The following is an 18,237-nucleotide window of genomic DNA, read 5'->3' as shown; positions in this document are numbered from 1 at the left end:
CGGCCGCCCGTCCGCGGGCCGTACGCCGTGGAGGCCGTCCGCCCGGCCGTCCGGCTGTCCGCCCGCCCGCGCGGGCCGCCGGCGGCGTGGCTCACACCCGTCGATCGCCGACGTGAACCGCGTTGGCGGCTTGTAGCACACCGGTAACAGAGGGGACCCAGCGGTGAAACCGCCTGAAAGCACCATCGGACGCATGACGATCTCACCCGCCGCTCCCGCGCCTGTGAGGGCGGGTACGGCGACGCACTGCCCGTACTGCGCCCTGCAGTGCGGCATGAACGTCGCCGCCGGAGCCGTCGGAGCAGCGGGAGCAGTCGGAGCAGCGGGAGCAGTCGGAGCCGTAGGGGAGACCGCGGAGGCGACCGTGACGATCACCCCGAGGCACGACGTCCCGGCGAACGCCGGCGGGCTGTGCCAGAAGGGCTGGACCGCCGGGGAGCTGCTGGGCCGCGACCGGCGCCTCACCACCCCGCTCGTGGACGGCCGCCCCGCGACCTGGGACGAGGCGCTCGACACCGTCGCGGAGCGGATCCGCGCGGTGCGGGCGGAGCACGGCCCCGACGGCGTGGCCGTGTTCGGCGGCGGCGGGCTCACCAACGAGAAGGCCTACCAGCTCGGCAAGTTCGCCCGGGTCGTGCTGCGCACCAGCCAGATCGACTACAACGGCCGGTTCTGCATGTCCTCGGCCGCCGCGGCCGCCAACCGCGCCTTCGGCATGGACCGCGGCCTGCCGTTCCCGATCACCGACCTGGCCGGCGCCGACGCGATCCTCGTCGCGGGCGGCAACATGGCCGAGACCATGCCGCCGTTCGTGCGGCACCTGACCGCGATGCGGGAGCGGGGCGGCCGGCTCGTCGTCATCGACCCCCGGGCCACCGCCACCGCCCGGCGGGCCGACCTGCACCTGCAGCCGGTCCCCGGCACCGACCTGGCGCTGGCCATGGGCCTGCTGCACATCGTGATCACCGAGGGGCACGTGGACGAGGCGTACGTGGCCGCCCGCACCACCGGGTTCGAGCGGGTGAGCGCCTCGGCCGCCGCCTGGTGGCCCGAGCGGGTGGAGCGGATCACCGGGGTGCCCGTCGCCCGCATGCGCCAGGCCGCGGCGATCCTCGGCGACGCCCGCCGGGCGATGATCCTCACCGGCCGCGGCGCCGAGCAGCACGCCAAGGGCACCGACACCGTCAGCGCGTTCATCAACCTCGCCCTCGCCCTGGGCCTGCCCGGCCGCGAGGGGTCCGGCTACGGCTGCGTCACCGGCCAGGGCAACGGCCAGGGCGGCCGCGAGCACGGCCAGAAGGCCGACCAGCTCCCGGGCTACCGCAGGATCGATGACCCCGCCGCCCGCGCCCACGTGGCCGCCGTGTGGGGCGTCGACCCCGGCGAGCTGCCCGGTCCCGGCCGGTCCGCCTACGAACTGCTGGACGCCCTCGGTACCGCCGCGGGCCCCCGGGCGCTGCTGCTGTTCGGCTCCAACCCGGTGATCTCGGCGCCCGACGCCGGGCGCGTCGCCGAGCGGCTCGCCTCCCTGGACCTGCTCGTCGTCTCCGACTTCGTCCTGTCCGAGACGGCGGCGATGGCCGACGTCGTCCTGCCCAGCACCCAGTGGGCCGAGGAGGACGGCACGATGACCAACCTGGAGGGCCGGGTGCTGCTGCGCCGCCGGGCCGTCGCGCCGCCGCCCGGGGTCCGCGGCGACCTGGAGATCCTCCGGGGCCTGGCGGCCCGGCTGCGCGGCCCGGAGGGCTTCCCCGCCGAGCCGCGCGAGGTCTTCGACGAGCTGCGGCGGGCCTCGGCCGGGGGGATCGCCGACTACTCGGGCATCACCTACGAGCGGATCGCCGCGGAGACGGGCGTGTTCTGGCCCTGCCCGGACACCGGCCACCCGGGCACGCCCCGGCCGTTCCTGGACCGCTTCGCCACCCCCGACGGCCGCGCCAGGTTCACGCCGGTCGAGCACCGCCCGCCCGAGGAGGACGTCGACGACGACCACCCGCTGTACCTGACGACCGGCCGGGTGCTGGCGCACTACCAGAGCGGCGCCCAGACCAGGCGGATCGCCGCGCTGAACGAGGCGGCCCCGGAGCTCTTCGTGGAACTGCACCCCGACCTCGCCGAGCGGCTGGAGGTGGAACCCGGCGGGCGGGTGCGGGTGGTCGGCCGCCGGGGGACGGCCGAGGCGGTGGCCAGGATCAGCCCGGCGATCCGCCCGGACACGGTGTTCATGCCGTTCCACTGGGCGGGGGCGAACCTCCTCACCAACCCGGCGCTGGACCCGGTGTCGCGGATGCCGGAGTTCAAGGTCTGCGCGGTCCGCCTGGAGCGTGCCGCGTGACCCGGCTGGTGGTGGTGGGCAACGGGATGGCCGGCGCGCGCCTGGTGAGCGAGGTCCGCGCCCGCGACCCGCACATCCGGATCACCGTGTTCGGCGCCGAGACCGGGCGGCCCTACAACCGGGCGCTGCTGTCGAACGTGCTGGCCGGGACGATGACGCCCGGCCAGGTGTGGATGCTGGACGCGGAGTGGTACGCCGACCACGCGGTGACGGCCCTGCCCGGCGTCGAGGTGACCGCGATCGACCGGGAGGCGCGGGAGGTGCTGACCGCCTGCGGCCGGCGCGAGCCGTACGACGTGCTCGTGCTGGCCACCGGCGGCGAGGCGGTGGTGCCGCCGCTGCCGGGTGCGGAGCGGGCCGTGGCGTTCCGGACGATGGGCGACTGCGAGGCGATCCTCGCCGCGGCCGGTACGGCGCGGCGCGCGGTGGTCGTCGGCGGCGGCCTGCTCGGTGTGGAGGCCGCCCGCGGCCTGGCCGGGCGCGGGCTGCCGGTGACGCTGCTGCACCTGGCCGGCCACCTGATGGAGCGCCAGCTCGACGCCGAGGCCGGGCTGGTGCTCGGGGAGAGCCTGGCCGGGCTGGGCGTGGAGATCCGTACCGGCGTGACCGTCCGGGAGATCCTCGACGGCGGCGTACGGCTCGCCGCCGGGGCCGGGAGGGGAACCGCGGCCGGGACGGCGGGAGCGACGGCGGCGAGCCCGTCCGGGGCCGGGGAGTCCGGAGAGGGGGAGGTCGTCGAGGCCGACCTGGTGGTCCTCGCCTGCGGCGTGCGGCCGGTGACCCGGCTGGCCCGGGACGCCGGGCTCGCGGTGGCCCGCGGCGTCGTCGTGGACGACGAGATGCGCACCGGCGACCCGTCGATCTTCGCGATCGGCGAGTGCGCCGAGCACGACGGCGTCGTCTACGGCCTGGTCGCCCCGGCATGGGAGCAGGCGGCCGTGGTCGCCGGCCTGGTGACCGCCACGGACAGGACCGCCCGCTACCGCGGCTCGCGGCTGGTGACGCGGCTCAAGGCGCGCGGCGTGGAGCTGGCGGCGATGGGCGAGACCCACCTGACCGAGGACGAGGCCGAGATCGTGCGGTTCAGCCACCGGACCCGGGGCACCTACCGCAAGCTCGTCATCCGCGACGGCCGCCTGGTCGGCGCGATCCTCCTCGGCGAGACGCCCGCGGTGGGCACCGTGACCCGGCTGTTCGACCACGGCGGCCCGCTGCCCGCCGACCGGGCCGGGCTGCTGTTCCCCGGCCTCGCCGGCGCCGCCGCCGACAGCCCGGTCCGGATGCCGGACACCGCGCGTGTCTGCCAGTGCAACAACGTCACCAAGGGCCGGATCCGGAGCTGCTGGGAGTCGGGCGCCAGGGACGTCGCGGCGGTGGCCGCCGCGACCCGCGCCACGACCGGCTGCGGAAGCTGCCGCGACGCCGTGGAGGGCATCGTCGGCTGGCTGTGCGAGCAGGAGGGCATACCCGCATGAGATCTTCCGACCATCTCCCCGCCGGAGCCGGGACCAGGCTCGTCGTGGTGGGGCACGGCCCGGCCGCCGCCCGCCTGACCGAGGCGCTGGCCGCCGGCGGCTTCGCCGGGCGCGTCACGGTGCTGGGCGAGGAGCCGAGAGCCGCCTACGACCGGGTGGCGCTGACCTCCTACCTGTCCGGCCGCACCGCCGAGGACCTCACCTACCCGGTGCCCGAGGGGGTGGAGCTGCGTCTCGGCCGTCCGGTCGTCGGAGTCGACCGGGAGGCCCGTACGGTGACCACCGCCGACGGCCACACCGAGCCCTACGACACCCTGGTGCTGGCCACCGGCTCCAGCCCCTTCGTCCCGCCGGTCACCGGCCGCGACCTGCCCGGCTGCTTCACCTACCGGACGATCGACGACCTGGACGCGATCAGGGCCGCCTGCGCCGGCGTCCGCGCCCGCGCCGGGGTCGTCGTCGGCGGCGGCCTGCTGGGGCTGGAGGCCGCCGACGCGCTGCGCGGCCTCGGCCTGACCACCCACGTCGTGGAGATGGCCGGCCGGCTCATGCCCCGGCAGGTCGACGAGGGCGGCGGCGCCGTGCTGCGCCGCCACATCGAGGCGCTGGGCCTGGCCGTCCACACCGGGACCGGCGTGCGGGAGGTCGTCGCCGGGCCGGACGGGCGGGTCGCCGGCCTCGTCACCTCCGACGGCGAGACGATCGAGGCCCAGGTGGTGGTCTTCTCCGCGGGCGTCCGGCCGCGCGACGAACTGGCCCGTCAGGCCGGCCTGGCGGTCGGCGAGCGCGGCGGCGTCGTCGTCGACGACGGCATGCGCACCTCCGACCCGGCGGTCTACGCCGTCGGCGAGTGCGCCCTGCACGACGGCGTCGTCTACGGCCTGGCCGGACCGTGTCTCACGATGGCCGAGGTGGCCGCCGACCGCGTCCTCGGCGGTGAGGCGGTCTTCACCCGGGCCGACACCTCCACCAGGCTCAAGCTGCTCGGCGTGGAGGTCGCCCAGTTCGGCGCCGCCGAGGGCGCGCTGGACGTCACCTTCATGGACCCCGTCGGCGGCGTCTACCAGAAGCTCCTGGTCAGCGACGACGCCCGCACCCTGCTCGGCGGCGTCTGCGTCGGCGACGCCGCGCCGTACGACACGCTGCGGCCCTTCGTCGGCCGCGACCTGCCGGCCGCGCCGGGTGAGCTGCTGTTCACCGGCGGCCCGGCCGGCCTCGACGTCCCCGACGACGCGCAGGTCTGCTCCTGCAACAACGTCACCGCCGGGCGGGTCCGCGCCGCCATCGCCGGGGAGGGGCTCACCGACGTCGCCGGAATCAAGTCCCGCACCCGCGCCGGGACGACCTGCGGCAGCTGCGTCCCGGCGCTGCGGAAGATCCTCGCCGGGGCGGGCGTCGAGGTCTCCACCGCCCTGTGCGAGCACTTCACGCACAGCCGGGCCGAGCTGTTCGACATCGTGCGGGTGCGCGGCATCACCACCTTCTCCCGGCTCATCGCCGAGCACGGCACCGGCCGCGGCTGCGACGTGTGCAAGCCCGCCGTCGCCTCGATCCTGGCCTCGCTGGGCGGCGGCCACATCCTCGACGGCGAGCAGGCCGCCCTGCAGGACACCAACGACCACTTCCTGGCCAACATCCAGCGCAACGGCACCTACTCGGTCGTGCCGCGCGTCCCCGGCGGGGAGATCACCGCCGACAGACTGATCGTGATCGGCGAGGTGGCCCGCGACTTCGGCCTCTACACCAAGATCACCGGAGGGCAGCGGATCGACCTGCTGGGCGCCCGGGTGGAGCAGCTCCCGCTCATCTGGCGGCGCCTGGTCGACGCCGGGTTCGAGTCCGGCCACGCGTACGGCAAGGCGCTGCGCACGGTGAAGTCGTGTGTCGGCTCCACCTGGTGCCGCTACGGCGTGCAGGACTCGGCGGCGCTGGCCGTCGCCCTGGAACTGCGCTACCGGGGCCTGCGCTCACCGCACAAGATCAAGTCGGCCGTCTCCGGCTGCGCCCGCGAGTGCGCCGAGGCGCGGGGCAAGGACTTCGGGATCATCGCCACCGAGAAGGGCTGGAACCTCTACGTCGGCGGCAACGGAGGGTTCTCCCCCCGCCACGCCGACCTGTTCGCCGCCGACCTGGACACCGGCGAGCTCGTCCGCGTCGTCGACCGGTTCCTGATGTTCTACATCCGCACCGCCGACCGGCTCCAGCGGACCTCGGCGTGGCTGGAGCAGCAGGGCCTCGACCACGTCAGGCGGGTCGTCCTGGAGGACTCCCTCGGCATCTGCGCCGACCTCGACGCCCAGATGGAGCGGCACGTCGCCTCCTACACCGACGAGTGGCGCGCCGTCCTCGACGACCCCGGCAAGCTGCGGCGCTTCGTCTCCTTCGTCAACGCCCCGCAGACCCCCGACCCGTCGATCGCCTTCGAGACCGAACGCGACCAGATCAAGCCCGTCCTCATCCCGCTGGAGGTCACCCGATGACCGTTCTCCACGAGCCGCCGCCCGCCGCCCCGCCCGGAACCCCGCCTGCTGCCCCGTCCGGGGGCCCGCCCGGGGAGGACGCGGCGCCGCGCTGGACACCGGTGTGCGCCTACACCGACCTGCTGCCCGAACGCGGGGTGTGCGCGCTCGTCGGCCGCCACCAGATCGCGCTGTTCCGCACCTTCGACGGCGAGTTGTTCGCGATCGGCAACCACGACCCGTTCAGCGGCGCCCAGGTCCTCTCCCGGGGGATCGTCGGCACCCGCGGCGGCTCGCCCGTCGTGATCTCACCCATGCACCGGCAGACGTTCTCCCTGGCCACCGGGGCCTGCCTGGACGACCCGGCGGTGGCCGTACCGACCTATCCGGTACGGCTCTCGGGCGGCGCGGTGGAGGTGGGCGCGCCGTGACCGGAGCCGCGGCGATCCCGGGACGCGCCGTGACCGGGGCGGGCGCGGAGCGTCCCCCGGCGGGGGAGGGGCGCTCGCGGGCCGCGCCGCCGTGTCCCCCGAGACCGCGCCCGACGCGCTGGCCGGCTTCACCGTCGGGGTCACCGCGACCCGGCGGCGCGAGGAGTTCTGCGCCCTGCTGGAGCGGCGCGGCGCGCGGGTCGTGCGGGCCCCGGCGATCCGGCTCGTCCCCCTGGAGGAGGACGCCGGCCTGCTGGCCGCGACCCGGGAGGCCCTGTCCGGCCCGATCGACGACGTGGTGATCACCACCGGTGTCGGCTTCCGGGGCTGGACGGCCGCCGCCGAGGGCTGGGGACTGTCGGGCGACCTGGCGGCGCACCTGTCCCGCGCCCGGCTGCTGACCCGCGGCCCCAAGGCGCGCGGCGCGGTCCGGGCCGCCGGACTGGACGACCACTGGACGGCGCCCGCCGAGTCGTGCGAGGAGATCAAACGCCACCTCCTCGCCCAGGACCTCACCGGGCGCCGCGTCGCCGTACAGCTGCACGGCGAGCCGCTGACCGGCTTCGTGGCGGAGCTGCGCGCGGCCGGGGCCGAGGTCGTCGAGGTGCCGGTCTACCGCTGGCTGCCCTACCGCGACCCCTCGCCGCTGCGCCGCCTGATCAGCCAGACGGTCACCGGTGCGGTGGACGCGGTGGCCTTCACCAGCGCCCCCGCCGTGCTGGCCATGCTCGCCGCGGCCCGCGCCGAGGGGCTGGAGGAGGCGCTCGTCGCCGCGTTCGCCGGCCCGGTCGTCGCGGCCTGCGTGGGCCAGGTCACCGCCGGGCCCCTGCTGGCCAGGGGAGTGCCGGTGGTGTGCCCGGAACGGCCCCGCCTGGGCGCGCTGGCCCGCGCCCTCGCCCGGCACCTGCCCGAGCACGGCGTCACCCGCCTGGTCGCCGCCGGTTGCGAGCTGGAGATCCGCGGGCACGCCGTCGCCGTGGACGGCGACCTGCGGACGCTGCCGCCCGCCCCCATGGCGGTGCTCAAGCGCCTGGCCGTCAGGCCGGGACACGTGGTGGCCCGCTCGGAGCTGCGGACCGTGCTGCCCGGCGCCACGTCCCGCGACTCCGCCGAACACGCCGTCGAGATGGCCGTCACCCGGCTGCGCCGGGCGCTGGGCCGGTCCGGCATCGTCGAGACGGTCATCAAGCGCGGCTACCGCCTGGCCTGCGAACGCGGCGCCGCCTGACGCCGTCCGGCCCGCCTTCTCGCGACCGCGGCGCCGCCCGGCGGGGGCCGGCGCCGCTCAGGCCGTCATGGACGCCGGTGCCGCCGGGCGGCCCCGCGCCCTCGCACCCGGCGGGGCGGGCGGCCTCAGGACGGGTCCAGCCTCAGTTCCCGGATGATCTCCCCGGCGGCGGCGTCGCGCGAGGGCAGCGAGGCGGCGCCGACGAGCATCTCGTAGTAGGCGTGACGGAAGCACCCGGCCAGCAGCAGCCGCGCGCTGGCGACCGGGTCCACGCCGGGGGAGACCCGGCCCGCGCCCTGCTCGGCCGCGAGATAGGCGGTCAGCGGCACCACCTCCGCCATCGGCCCCATCGCGGAGTCGCGCAGCGCCTCGCGGAAGCGCACCGTGACGGAGGGGGAGCTGAAGACCGGCAGCGCCGCCGACTGCACCTCGACGTAGTAGTCGATGCCGGCCCGCGTGACGGGCAGAAGGTTGCCGCCGACCTCGCCCCGGCCGACCAGGTACCCCAGGTCGTCGAGGAGGCGCAGCCAGACCGGCAGTCGGTCCTGCAGCAGGGCGAGGAACATGTCGACCGCCTGGCCGGGGGCGGCGCCGCCCGCGCGGGGGGAGGAGGCGGCGTTCTCGCCGTCCTCGCGTTTCATCAGCCCGGCCAGCTCAAGGACGCGGCGCCGCGTCTCCTGGGCCTTCTGGTAGGGGTCGAGCCGACGGGGGTCGAGCTGGGGAGTCGCCATGGTTGCCCTAACGTGCGCAGTCACCCGGACAATGTGCGGCGTGGGGGAGGGGTCGTTCACCGGAGTTTACGAAGGTGTGTTCCTCCGGGTCGTCGAATCGTTGCGGAGCGGTTACCCGGCGGACGGCCCGCGGCCGAACCGGGTGGGGCCGATTATGGTCCCGCGCGGGCGCGCCGGGGGTGGAGTGACGATAACGATGCGCTGAGTGTTTTTCCGGAGGGCGCGGCCCGCCGACCTGGCCCGCGACCGCCGGCGCGCTCCCGGCCGGGACGCGGGTGTGGCTCCGGCGCCGTCCCGGGCATGGTCTCCGGGCCCGTGCCCGGTTCCGGCGTCGTCACGGGCATGGGAATGGTCTCCGGGGCCGCGCCCGGATCCGGCGTCGTTCCGGGCCCGGGTGCCGTCCCGGGCCTAGGTCCGGGGTCTCAGCCGTCGCCGTCGCGGTCGCGGCGGCGGAGGTAGCGCTCGAACTCGGCGGCGATGGCGTCGCCGCTGGCCTCGGGCAGCTCCGCGGCGTCCTTGCGCTCCTCCAGCTCCTTGACGTACTCGGCCACCTCGCTGTCCTGGGAGGCCAGCTCGTCCACGCCGTTCTCCCACGCCCTGGACTCCTCGGCCAGGTCGCCCAGCGGCATCGGGATGTCGAGCAGGTCCTCCAGGCGGCGCAGCAGCGCCATGGTGGCCTTGGGGTTGGGCGGCTGGGCGACGTAGTGCGGCACCGACGCCCACAGCGAGACCGCCGGTATCCCGGAGGCCCCCAGAATGTGCTGGAGCACGCCGACGACGCCGGTCGGCCCTTCGTAGCGACTCAGCTCCAGGTTGATCGCCCGTGCCAGGTCCTCGTCGCTCGCCGAGCCCACGATCGGCACCGGACGGGTGTGCGGGGAGTCGTTGAGCAGCGCGCCGAGCAGCACCGCCAGCTCCACCCCCACGTGACGGCAGACCTCGGTGATCTCCTGGCAGAACGTGCGCCAGCGCATGTTGGGCTCGATGCCGCGCAGCAGCACCACGTCGCGGTCGGCCCCCGGCGGCCGGGCCACCAGCAGCCGGGTGGTCGGCCAGGTGATCGACCTGGTCAGCCCGTCGCCCATCTCCACGATCGGGCGGGTGACCTGGAAGTCGTAGTAGTCCTCGGGGTCGAAGGAGACCAGCGGGGTCGCCTTCCACTCGTTCTCGAGGTGCGCGATCACTCCGCTCGAGGCCTCGCCCGCGTCGTTCCACCCCTCGAACGCGGCGATCAGCACCGGGTCGACGAGCTTGGGTAGACCTTCGAGTTCGATCACGCGCGGCCTCCTTCTTCGCCTCGCCATGGCCGTCTACCGCATAAGCCTATGCGGTGCGGTGGACATCACCGAATTCCCAGGACACGGGCCCCTTCCCCGCCCCGCCCGGGCTCCGGGGCCCCGGCCGGACGAGGGTTCCGGGAGGAGGACGCCCGGGGCGGGCGGTTCAGCATCCGGTCACTCCGATGTCAGCATCCGGACACCGTCATGAGCGACCGAGGGCGGATCGGTTAGTACCCTTGGGGCCATGACGAGCATCCCGTCCTTCCGTGACGTCCTGTCCCAGCGCGTGATGGTCGCCGACGGGGCCATGGGGACGATGCTCCAGGCCCACGACGTCGGCCTCGACGACTTCGAGGGCCACGAGGGCTGCAACGAGGTCCTCAACGTCACCCGCCCCGACATCGTCCGCGCCGTGCACGAGGCCTACTTCGAGGTCGGCGTCGACTGCGTCGAGACCAACACCTTCGGCGCCAACCTCAGCGCGCTGGGCGAGTACGACATCGCCGACCGGGTCTTCGAGTACTCCGAGGCCGGGGCCCGCGTCGCCAGGGAGGCCGCGGACGCCTGGTCCACCCCCGACCACCCCCGCTTCGTCCTCGGCTCCATCGGCCCGGGCACCAAGCTGCCCACCCTCGGGCACAAGCCGTACGGCGAGCTGCGCGACGCCTACCAGGCGAACGCGGCCGGCCTGATCTCCGGCGGCGCCGACGCCCTGATCATCGAGACCGCCCAGGACCTCCTCCAGGTCAAGGCCGCCGTCGTCGGCGCGCGGCGGGCCGTCGCCGAGGCCGGCCGCGACGTGCCGATCATCGCCCAGGTGACGATCGAGACCAACGGCGCGATGCTGCTCGGCTCGGAGATCGGCGCGGCGCTGACGTCGATCGAGCCGCTCGGCGTCGACGTCATCGGCCTCAACTGCGCCACCGGCCCGGCCGAGATGAGCGAGCACCTGCGCTACCTCGCGCGCCACGCCCGGGTGCGGCTGTCCTGCATGCCCAACGCCGGGCTGCCGGTGCTGACCGCCGACGGCGCCCACTACCCCCTCGCCCCCGACGAGCTGGCCGCCGCCCACGACCACTTCGTCCGTGACTTCGGCCTGTCGCTGGTCGGCGGCTGCTGCGGCACCACCCCCGAGCACCTGCGCCGGGTGGTCGAGCGGGTGCGCGGCCGGGAGGTCGCGGCGCGGCGCCCGCGCCCCGAGCCCGGCGCCGCCTCCCTCTACCAGACCGTCCCCTTCCGCCAGGACACCTCCTACCTCGCCATCGGCGAGCGCACCAACGCCAACGGCTCCAAGGCGTTCCGCGAGGCGATGCTCGCCGGCGACTGGGAGGAGTGCGTCGAGATCGCCCGGGCCCAGGCCCGCGACGGCGCGCACATGCTCGACCTGTGCATCGACTACGTCGGCCGCGACGGCGTGGCCGACATGCGGGAGCTGGCGTTCCGCTTCGCCACCGCCTCCACGCTGCCCATCGTGCTCGACTCCACCGAGCCCGCCGTCCTCGAAGCCGGGCTGGAGGCGCTCGGCGGCCGCGCGATCGTCAACTCGGTCAACTACGAGGACGGCGACGGCCCCGACTCCCGCTTCACCAGGATCATGCAGCTGGTCCGCGAGCACGGCACCGCCGTCATGGCGCTGACCATCGACGAGGAGGGCCAGGCCCGCACCGCCGAGTGGAAGGTCGGGGTCGCCGACCGCCTCATCGCGGACCTCACCGCCAACTGGGGGATGCGGGTCGAGGACATCGTCATCGACGCCCTCACCTTCCCCATCGCCACCGGCCAGGAGGAGACCCGCCGCGACGGCGCCGAGACGATCGAGGCGATCCGCGAGATCAAGCGCCGCCACCCGGGCGTGCAGACGGTCCTCGGGCTGTCCAACATCTCCTTCGGCCTCAACCCGGCCGCGCGGGTCGTCCTCAACAGCGTCTTCCTCAACGAGTGCGTCAACGCCGGCCTCGACTCGGCGATCGTGCACGCCTCCAAGATCCTGCCGATGGCCCGGATCCCCGACGAGCAGCGCCAGGTCGCCCTGGACATGATCTACGACCGCCGCCGCGAGGGCTACGACCCGCTGCAGCGGTTCATGGAGCTGTTCGAGGGCGTCGACGCCGCCGCGGTGAAGGCCGGCCGGGCCGAGGAGCTGGCCGCGCTGCCGCTGTGGGAGCGGCTCAAGCGCCGCATCGTCGACGGCGAGCGCAAGGGCCTGGAGGCCGACCTCGACGAGGCCCTCACCCGGCGTCCCGCCCTGGAGATCGTCAACGACGTGCTGCTCGACGGCATGAAGACCGTCGGCGAGCTGTTCGGCTCGGGGCAGATGCAGCTGCCGTTCGTACTCCAGTCGGCCGAGGTGATGAAGGCCGCCGTGGCCTACCTGGAGCCCCACATGGACCGCGTCGAGGGCGAGACCAAGGGCCGCATCGTGCTGGCCACCGTCAAGGGCGACGTGCACGACATCGGCAAGAACCTGGTGGACATCATCCTGTCCAACAACGGCTACGAGGTCGTCAACCTCGGCATCAAGCAGCCGGTGTCGGTGATCCTGGAGGCCGCCGAGGAGCAGCGGGCCGACGTGATCGGCATGTCCGGGCTGCTGGTGAAGTCCACGGTCGTGATGAAGGAGAACCTCGAGGAGATGAACTCCCGGGGACTGGCCGGCAGATACCCCGTGCTGCTCGGCGGCGCCGCGCTGACCCGCGCCTACGTCGAGCAGGACCTCGCCGAGCTGTTCGAGGGCGAGGTCCGCTACGCCCGCGACGCCTTCGAGGGGCTGCGGCTGATGGACGCCTTCATGGCGGTCAAGCGCGGCGAGGACGGCGCGGCCCTGCCGCCGCTGCGGCAGCGGCGCGTCAAGACCGGCGCGACCCTGAAGCGCACCCCGGTGGAGGAGCTGCCCGCCCGCTCCGACGTGAGCACCGCCAACCCCGTGCCGGTCGCCCCCTTCCACGGCGACCGCGTGGTCAAGGGCATCCCGCTCGCCGACTACGCCGCGTTCCTGGACGAGCGGGCGACGTTCATGGGCCAGTGGGGCCTCAAGGCCGCCCGCGGCGGCGAGGGCCCCTCCTACGAGGAGCTGGTCGAGACCCAGGGCAGGCCGCGCCTGCGGATGTGGCTGGACCGGATGCAGACCGAGGGGCTGCTGGAGGCGGCGGTCGTCTACGGCTACTTCCCGTGCGTCAGCGAGGGCGACTCCCTGGTGATCCTGGACGACGCGGGCGGCGAGCGGACCAGGTTCACCTTCCCGCGCCAGCGGCGCGACCGGCACCTGTGCCTGTCGGACTTCTTCCGTCCCCGGGAGTCCGGCGAGACCGACGTGGTCGCCTTCCAGATCGTCACGATGGGAAGCCGGATCGCCGAGGCCACCGCCGAGCTGTTCGCCAAGGACGCCTACCGCGACTACCTGGAGCTGCACGGCCTTTCGGTGCAGCTCACCGAGGCGCTGGCCGAGTACTGGCACGCCCGGGTCCGCTCCGAGCTCGGCATCGGCGGCGACGAGTCGCTGGAGGCCATGCTGAAGGTCGACGTCACCGGCTGCCGCTACTCCTTCGGCTACCCCGCCTGCCCCAATCTGGAGGACCAGGTGCAGCTCACCGGGCTGCTGGACCCCGGCCGGATCGGGGTGAGCCTGTCGGAGGAGTTCCAGCTGCACCCCGAGCAGTCGACCTCCGCGCTCGTCGCGCACCACCCCGAGGCCAACTACTTCAACGTCTGACCGTCAAGGATTCCACCGATACATGGACGCGGTTCTGTTCGACATGGACGGGCTTCTCGTGGACAGCGAGAAGGTGTGGTTCGAGGTCGAGAGCGAGGTGATGGCGCGGCTCGGCGGCGAGTGGAGCCACGCCGACCAGCGGCACCTGGTGGGCGGCTCCATGCCGGCCGCCGTGGGCCACATGCTCAGGGTCACCGGTTCGGCCACCGACCCGGCCGACGTGGAGACGTGGATGCTGGAGGGCATGACCCGCAGGCTGTCCGCCGGCGTGGAGATGATGCCGGGCGCCGCCGAGCTGCTGACGGCCGTACGGCGGGCCGGCCTGCCCACGGCCCTGGTCACCTCCTCGGTCCGGCCGATCGCCGACGCCTGCCTGGCCTTCATCGGCCGCCACCACTTCGACCGCGTGGTGACCGGCGACGACGTGGCGCGGACCAAGCCGGACCCCGAGCCGTACCTCACGGCCACCCGCCTGCTGGGGGTGGCCGCCGCCCGGTGCGTCGCCCTGGAGGACTCCCCGAACGGCGTGACCGCGGCGACCGCCGCCGGCTGCCGGGTGGTGGCCGTGCCCAGCGTGCTGCCGATCCCCTCGGCCCCCGGCCGCCTCGTCGTGGACTCCCTGCACGAGGTCGACGTCGAGGTGCTCCGGGCGCACGTCCTCGGCGCCGCCTGACCCGGGCCGCCCGCGGGGAGGGCCGGGGCACACCTTCGGAGGGCCCGCCGAACCGGGGAGATCCCCGAGAGACCGCCGCCGCTCCCGGGGCCGTCCCCTAGGGGATCATCCCTCCCCCGGGAGGAGGAACCCCCGCGATCCCGCGTGCCAGGATGGAAGACGGGTACGCCGATACGAGGGACGGTCCGCTATGTCGTTCGAACAGATCGCATGGTTGCCGCTCTGCGCCGGGTTGACCGGGGTGGGGTTGCTGCTCAGCTTCCTGGGGATGCGCCGCAGGGGGGTGCTGGCCGGACTGCGGGGGGTGGCGTGGTCGCTGCTGCCGCTGGCCGCCTATTTGACGGGCGCGCTGCCCACCCTCTGGCGGATCGGCACGGCGATCGTCGGGTTCGTCACCGGCGTGGCGCTCAACCCAATGGTGTGGGCGGGGGTGGCCCTGGCCGGGCTGTCGGCGGTGCTGTTCGTGGTGACCGGGGCGGTGCGCGGCCGCCGGCTGCGGACGTCCGGGACCGGGCGGGGCGCGGAGGCGCCGGCCGGGGAGCGGGGGCCGCCGGGGGCGGCGCCGTACGGGGCTCCTCGGGCACCCGGCCGCTGCCGCGTCCCGGGGCGGCGCCCGCCGACCCCGCCCGGCCCGCCGCCGGATCCGGCACCCAGCCCATGGCCCGGCCCGGTGCGAAGCCCGCCGGGAAACCGGCAGGGAAGCAGGCCGCCTCCTCCGATGACGACTTCTCGGAGATCGAGGACATCCTCAAGCGACGTGGGATCGGTTGACACTGAGTTACCCCTCAGTGCAATGTCACGAATCCGAGACAGAAGCGGAACGGCTTCCTGACATTCGGCCCAAGATCAAAACAAATGAATTGCGCATGAATCACAGTTGAGCCACATAGCGCCCTCAGGGGTTGGTCTGCGCAGATCAGCCCATAGATTCTGCGTCCAGGACCGTGAGCGCGGTTCGGAACAGCAGGAGGGCGCACCCCACCCGGGCGCACCCGTCGGACAACGTCGTCTGGGATCCAGGGGGCCACACGCATGACCACACCGCTCGACGTCTCCGGGCAGGCCATGGAGGCCCAGCCGGAGGCCGTTCTCCAGGGGACGGGCGGAAAGGCCATCGAAGGCCGTTCGCTCGGCCAGATCGCCTGGACTCGCCTCAAGCGCGACAAGGCCGCCGTCGCGGGCGCCGTCGTGGTGGTGTTCCTCGTTCTGGTGGCGATCTTCGCGGAGCGCCCCTTCGGAGGACTGATCGCCCTCTTCGGCGACTCGCCCAACATCCCCAACAACGACCTCATCGACCCGATGACCAGCGCGCCGACGGCTCCCTTCGGCGGCATCAGCCTGGAGCACCCCTTCGGCCTGGAGCCGGTCAACGGCCGCGACATCTTCGCCCGCATCCTGTCGGGCGCGCAGATCTCGCTGCTGGTCGCCTTCCTCGCCACGCTCGTCTCGGTGGTGATCGGCGCGCTGCTGGGCGTGCTCGCCGGCTACTTCGGCGGCTGGATCGACACGGTCATCAGCCGGCTGATGGACGTCTTCCTGGCCTTCCCGCTGCTGCTGTTCGCGATCGCCATCGTCGGCGCGCTGCCCGACCAGGCGCTCGGCATGAAGGGCAACGCGCTGCGCATCGCGGTGATCGTGTTCATCATCGGGTTCTTCAGCTGGCCCTACATCGCGCGCATCGTGCGCGGCCAGACACTGTCGCTGCGCGAGCGCGAGTTCGTCGACGCCGCCCGCTCGCTGGGGGCGACGAACCGCTACATCATCTTCCGCGAGGTGTTCCCGAACCTCGTGGCGCCGATCCTGGTCTACTCCACGCTGCTCATCCCCACCAACATCATGTTCGAGGCGTCGCTGTCGTTCCTCGGCGTGGGTGTGAACGAGCCCCAGGCGTCCTGGGGCGGCATGCTCACCCGGGCGGTCGACTACTACCAGATCGCCCCGCACTTCATGATCGTTCCCGGTCTCGCGATCTTCATTACCGTGATGGCCTTCAACCTCCTGGGCGACGGGCTGCGGGACGCCCTCGACCCGCGAGCCAGGTAGCGCGAAGCGACCGTCGCGACCGTTCGTCTCCACCACCGCCACTTCACGACAAGGGGTGTACCACCACGATGAGGAAGACCAAAGCCCTTGCGCTCGCCGCGCTGGGTACCACGCTGAGCATGGGTCTTGCCGCCTGCGGCGGCACGGCCGGCGGCGGTGGCAACAACACGGGCTCGGGCAACCAGGGCACCGGAGCCTCCGGCACGGCCTTCAACGACGCCTACACCAAGCTCGTCAACGCCTCCGACGCCAAGGGCGGCACGCTCAAGTTCGCCCTGACGGACGAGCCGGACTCCACGGACCCGGGCAACACCTACTACGCCTGGAACTGGAACTTCTCGCGGCTGTACGCCCGCCCGCTGATGACCTACCAGCCCGCCCCGGGTGAGGAGGGACTGAAGCTCGTCCCCGACCTCGCCGAGGGCCCCGGCCAGGCCAGCGAGGACGGCAAGACCTGGACCTACAAGCTGAAGAAGGGCATCAAGTACGACGACGGCACCGAGGTCAAGGCCGCCGACGTCAAGTACGCCATCGCCCGCAGCAACTTCACCTCCGAGCTCACCGACGGCCCGAAGTACTTCGCCCAGTACCTCGACGCCGAGGGCTACAAGGGTCCGTACAAGGACAAGAACCTCGACGACTTCAAGGGCGTCGAGACCCCCGACGACTACACCGTCGTCTTCAAGCTCAAGGCCCCGTTCTCGGAGTTCGACTTCCTGGTCGCCAACCCGCAGTCGGCTCCGGTGCCGCAGGCCAAGGACACCGGTCTCGACTACGAGAAGAACGTCGCCTCGACCGGCCCCTACAAGTTCGAGAGCTACGAGGTCGGCAAGCAGCTGAACCTCGTCAAGAACGAGAACTGGGACCCCTCGACCGACACCACCCGCAAGCAGCTGCCGGACCGCATCGAGGTGCAGTACAAGCAGAACGCCGACGACATCGACCAGCGTCTGCTCAACGGGCAGATCCACGTCGACCTGGGCGGCACCGGCGTCCAGCCCGCGGCCCGCGCCAAGATCGTCGGCAAGCCCGAGCTGAAGAACTCGTCGGACAACCCGTACACGCCGTTCAACCGCTACGCGATGATGTCGACCAAGGTCAAGCCGTTCGACAACATCGAGTGCCGCAAGGCCGTGCAGTACGCCACCGACAAGGTCGCCACCCAGGCGCCGTGGGGCGGCCCGCTCGGCGGTGACATCGGCAGCACCGCGATGACCCCGACCACCGTCGGCTACAAGCCGTTCGACCTGTACCCCAACGGTGCCGACCACAAGGGCGACCTGGCCAAGGCCAAGGAGAGCCTCACGGCCTGCGGCCAGCCGAACGGCTTCGAGACCAACATCGCGGTCCGCGGTGACCGAGTCAAGGAGGTCCAGGTCGCCGAGGCCCTGCAGGCCTCGCTCGACCGGGTCGGCATCAAGGCCACGATCAAGAAGTACCCCTCGGGTGACTGGAGCTCGCAGTACGCCGGCAAGCCGGAGTTCGTGCACAAGAACAACCTGGGCATCATGATCGCCGGCTGGGGCTCCGACTGGCCGTCCGGCTTCGGCTTCCTGTCGCAGATCGTCGACGGTCGCTTCATCAAGGACTCTGGCAACTACAACATGATGGAGCTGGACGACCCGACCGTGAACGAGCTGCTCGACAAGGGCATCCAGACCACCGACACGACGGCCCGCAACGAGATCTGGACCCAGGTCGACAAGAAGGTCATGGAGTCGGCGGCGTTCATGCCGTTCGTCTACGAGAAGACGCTTCTCTTCCGCCCCTCGAACCTGACCAACGTGTACGTGCACCCGGCCTACGGCATGTACGACTACACGTGGCTCGGCGTCAAGCAGCAGTAGTCCTTCTCTAGCTAGCCAAAGGCAGG

The 18,237-nt window shown here is 73.1% G+C and carries 11 protein-coding genes; 9 read left to right on the top strand and 2 right to left on the bottom strand.

Going from position 1 to position 18,237, the window contains the following annotated elements; all coding sequences use genetic code 11:
* The first annotated feature begins 193 nt into the window (after window positions 1–193).
* The 5 genes from ACQP10_RS23565 (at window position 194) to ACQP10_RS23545 (ending at window position 7,928) form a co-directional block, all read left to right on the top strand.
* A complete protein-coding gene (locus ACQP10_RS23565) occupies window positions 194–2,335 on the top strand; it encodes a molybdopterin oxidoreductase family protein (RefSeq protein WP_433539723.1) in 2,142 nt (713 codons plus the stop codon).
* On the top strand, window positions 2,332–3,810 hold the full coding sequence (locus tag ACQP10_RS23560) for an FAD-dependent oxidoreductase (protein WP_389999333.1): 1,479 nt from the start codon (window positions 2,332–2,334) through the stop codon (window positions 3,808–3,810). Before ACQP10_RS23565 ends, ACQP10_RS23560 begins: the two co-directional genes overlap by 4 nt.
* The gene (gene nirB / locus ACQP10_RS23555; RefSeq protein WP_433539722.1) at window positions 3,807–6,290 is read left to right on the top strand and encodes a nitrite reductase large subunit NirB; all 2,484 of its coding nucleotides are present in this window, start codon (window positions 3,807–3,809) and stop codon (window positions 6,288–6,290) included. The genes ACQP10_RS23560 and nirB overlap by 4 nt, the downstream gene beginning before the upstream one ends.
* On the top strand, window positions 6,287–6,700 hold the full coding sequence (gene nirD / locus ACQP10_RS23550; RefSeq protein ID WP_346022495.1) for a nitrite reductase small subunit NirD: 414 nt from the start codon (window positions 6,287–6,289) through the stop codon (window positions 6,698–6,700). Before nirB ends, nirD begins: the two co-directional genes overlap by 4 nt.
* A 91-nt stretch (window positions 6,701–6,791) precedes the next feature.
* Window positions 6,792–7,928 carry a uroporphyrinogen-III synthase gene (locus ACQP10_RS23545; protein ID WP_386150909.1) on the top strand — a complete coding sequence of 379 codons (1,137 nt, stop codon included), beginning with the start codon at window positions 6,792–6,794 and terminating at the stop codon, window positions 7,926–7,928.
* A 125-nt stretch (window positions 7,929–8,053) separates the two neighbouring features.
* On the opposite strand, the gene ACQP10_RS23540 is transcribed toward ACQP10_RS23545, so the two are convergent.
* Together ACQP10_RS23540 and ACQP10_RS23535 are read right to left on the bottom strand one after the other, a co-directional pair.
* A complete protein-coding gene (locus ACQP10_RS23540) occupies window positions 8,054–8,659 on the bottom strand; it encodes a hypothetical protein (RefSeq protein ID WP_389999325.1) in 606 nt (201 codons plus the stop codon).
* Between the two features lie 422 nt (window positions 8,660–9,081).
* Window positions 9,082–9,936, bottom strand: coding sequence for a PAC2 family protein (locus tag ACQP10_RS23535; RefSeq protein ID WP_179828102.1), 855 nt, complete (start codon window positions 9,934–9,936; stop codon window positions 9,082–9,084).
* Between the two features lie 247 nt (window positions 9,937–10,183).
* Here ACQP10_RS23535 and metH point away from each other — a divergent pair, with 247 nt between their 5' ends.
* The 4 genes from metH to ACQP10_RS23515 all read left to right on the top strand — a co-directional run bounded on the left by metH (window position 10,184) and on the right by ACQP10_RS23515 (window position 18,211).
* The gene (gene metH, locus ACQP10_RS23530; protein WP_433539721.1) at window positions 10,184–13,648 is read left to right on the top strand and encodes a methionine synthase; all 3,465 of its coding nucleotides are present in this window, start codon (window positions 10,184–10,186) and stop codon (window positions 13,646–13,648) included.
* Window positions 13,649–13,670: 22 nt separating this feature from the next.
* Window positions 13,671–14,321, top strand: a complete 651-nt coding sequence (locus ACQP10_RS23525) for an HAD family hydrolase (protein WP_346022491.1) — start codon at window positions 13,671–13,673, stop codon at window positions 14,319–14,321.
* A 1,032-nt stretch (window positions 14,322–15,353) separates the two neighbouring features.
* Window positions 15,354–16,364, top strand: coding sequence for an ABC transporter permease (locus ACQP10_RS23520; protein WP_346022489.1), 1,011 nt, complete (start codon window positions 15,354–15,356; stop codon window positions 16,362–16,364).
* A gap of 68 nt (window positions 16,365–16,432) precedes the next feature.
* Complete coding sequence (locus ACQP10_RS23515) at window positions 16,433–18,211, top strand: ABC transporter substrate-binding protein (RefSeq protein WP_346022488.1); 1,779 nt, start codon at window positions 16,433–16,435, stop codon at window positions 18,209–18,211.
* Window positions 18,212–18,237 lie beyond the last annotated feature (26 nt).

Origin of the sequence: Streptosporangium sandarakinum (assembly GCF_050942225.1) — a bacterium.
Lineage (GTDB): Bacteria > Actinomycetota > Actinomycetes > Streptosporangiales > Streptosporangiaceae > Streptosporangium > Streptosporangium nondiastaticum.
This window is presented reverse-complemented; position numbering and strand designations above follow the sequence as displayed.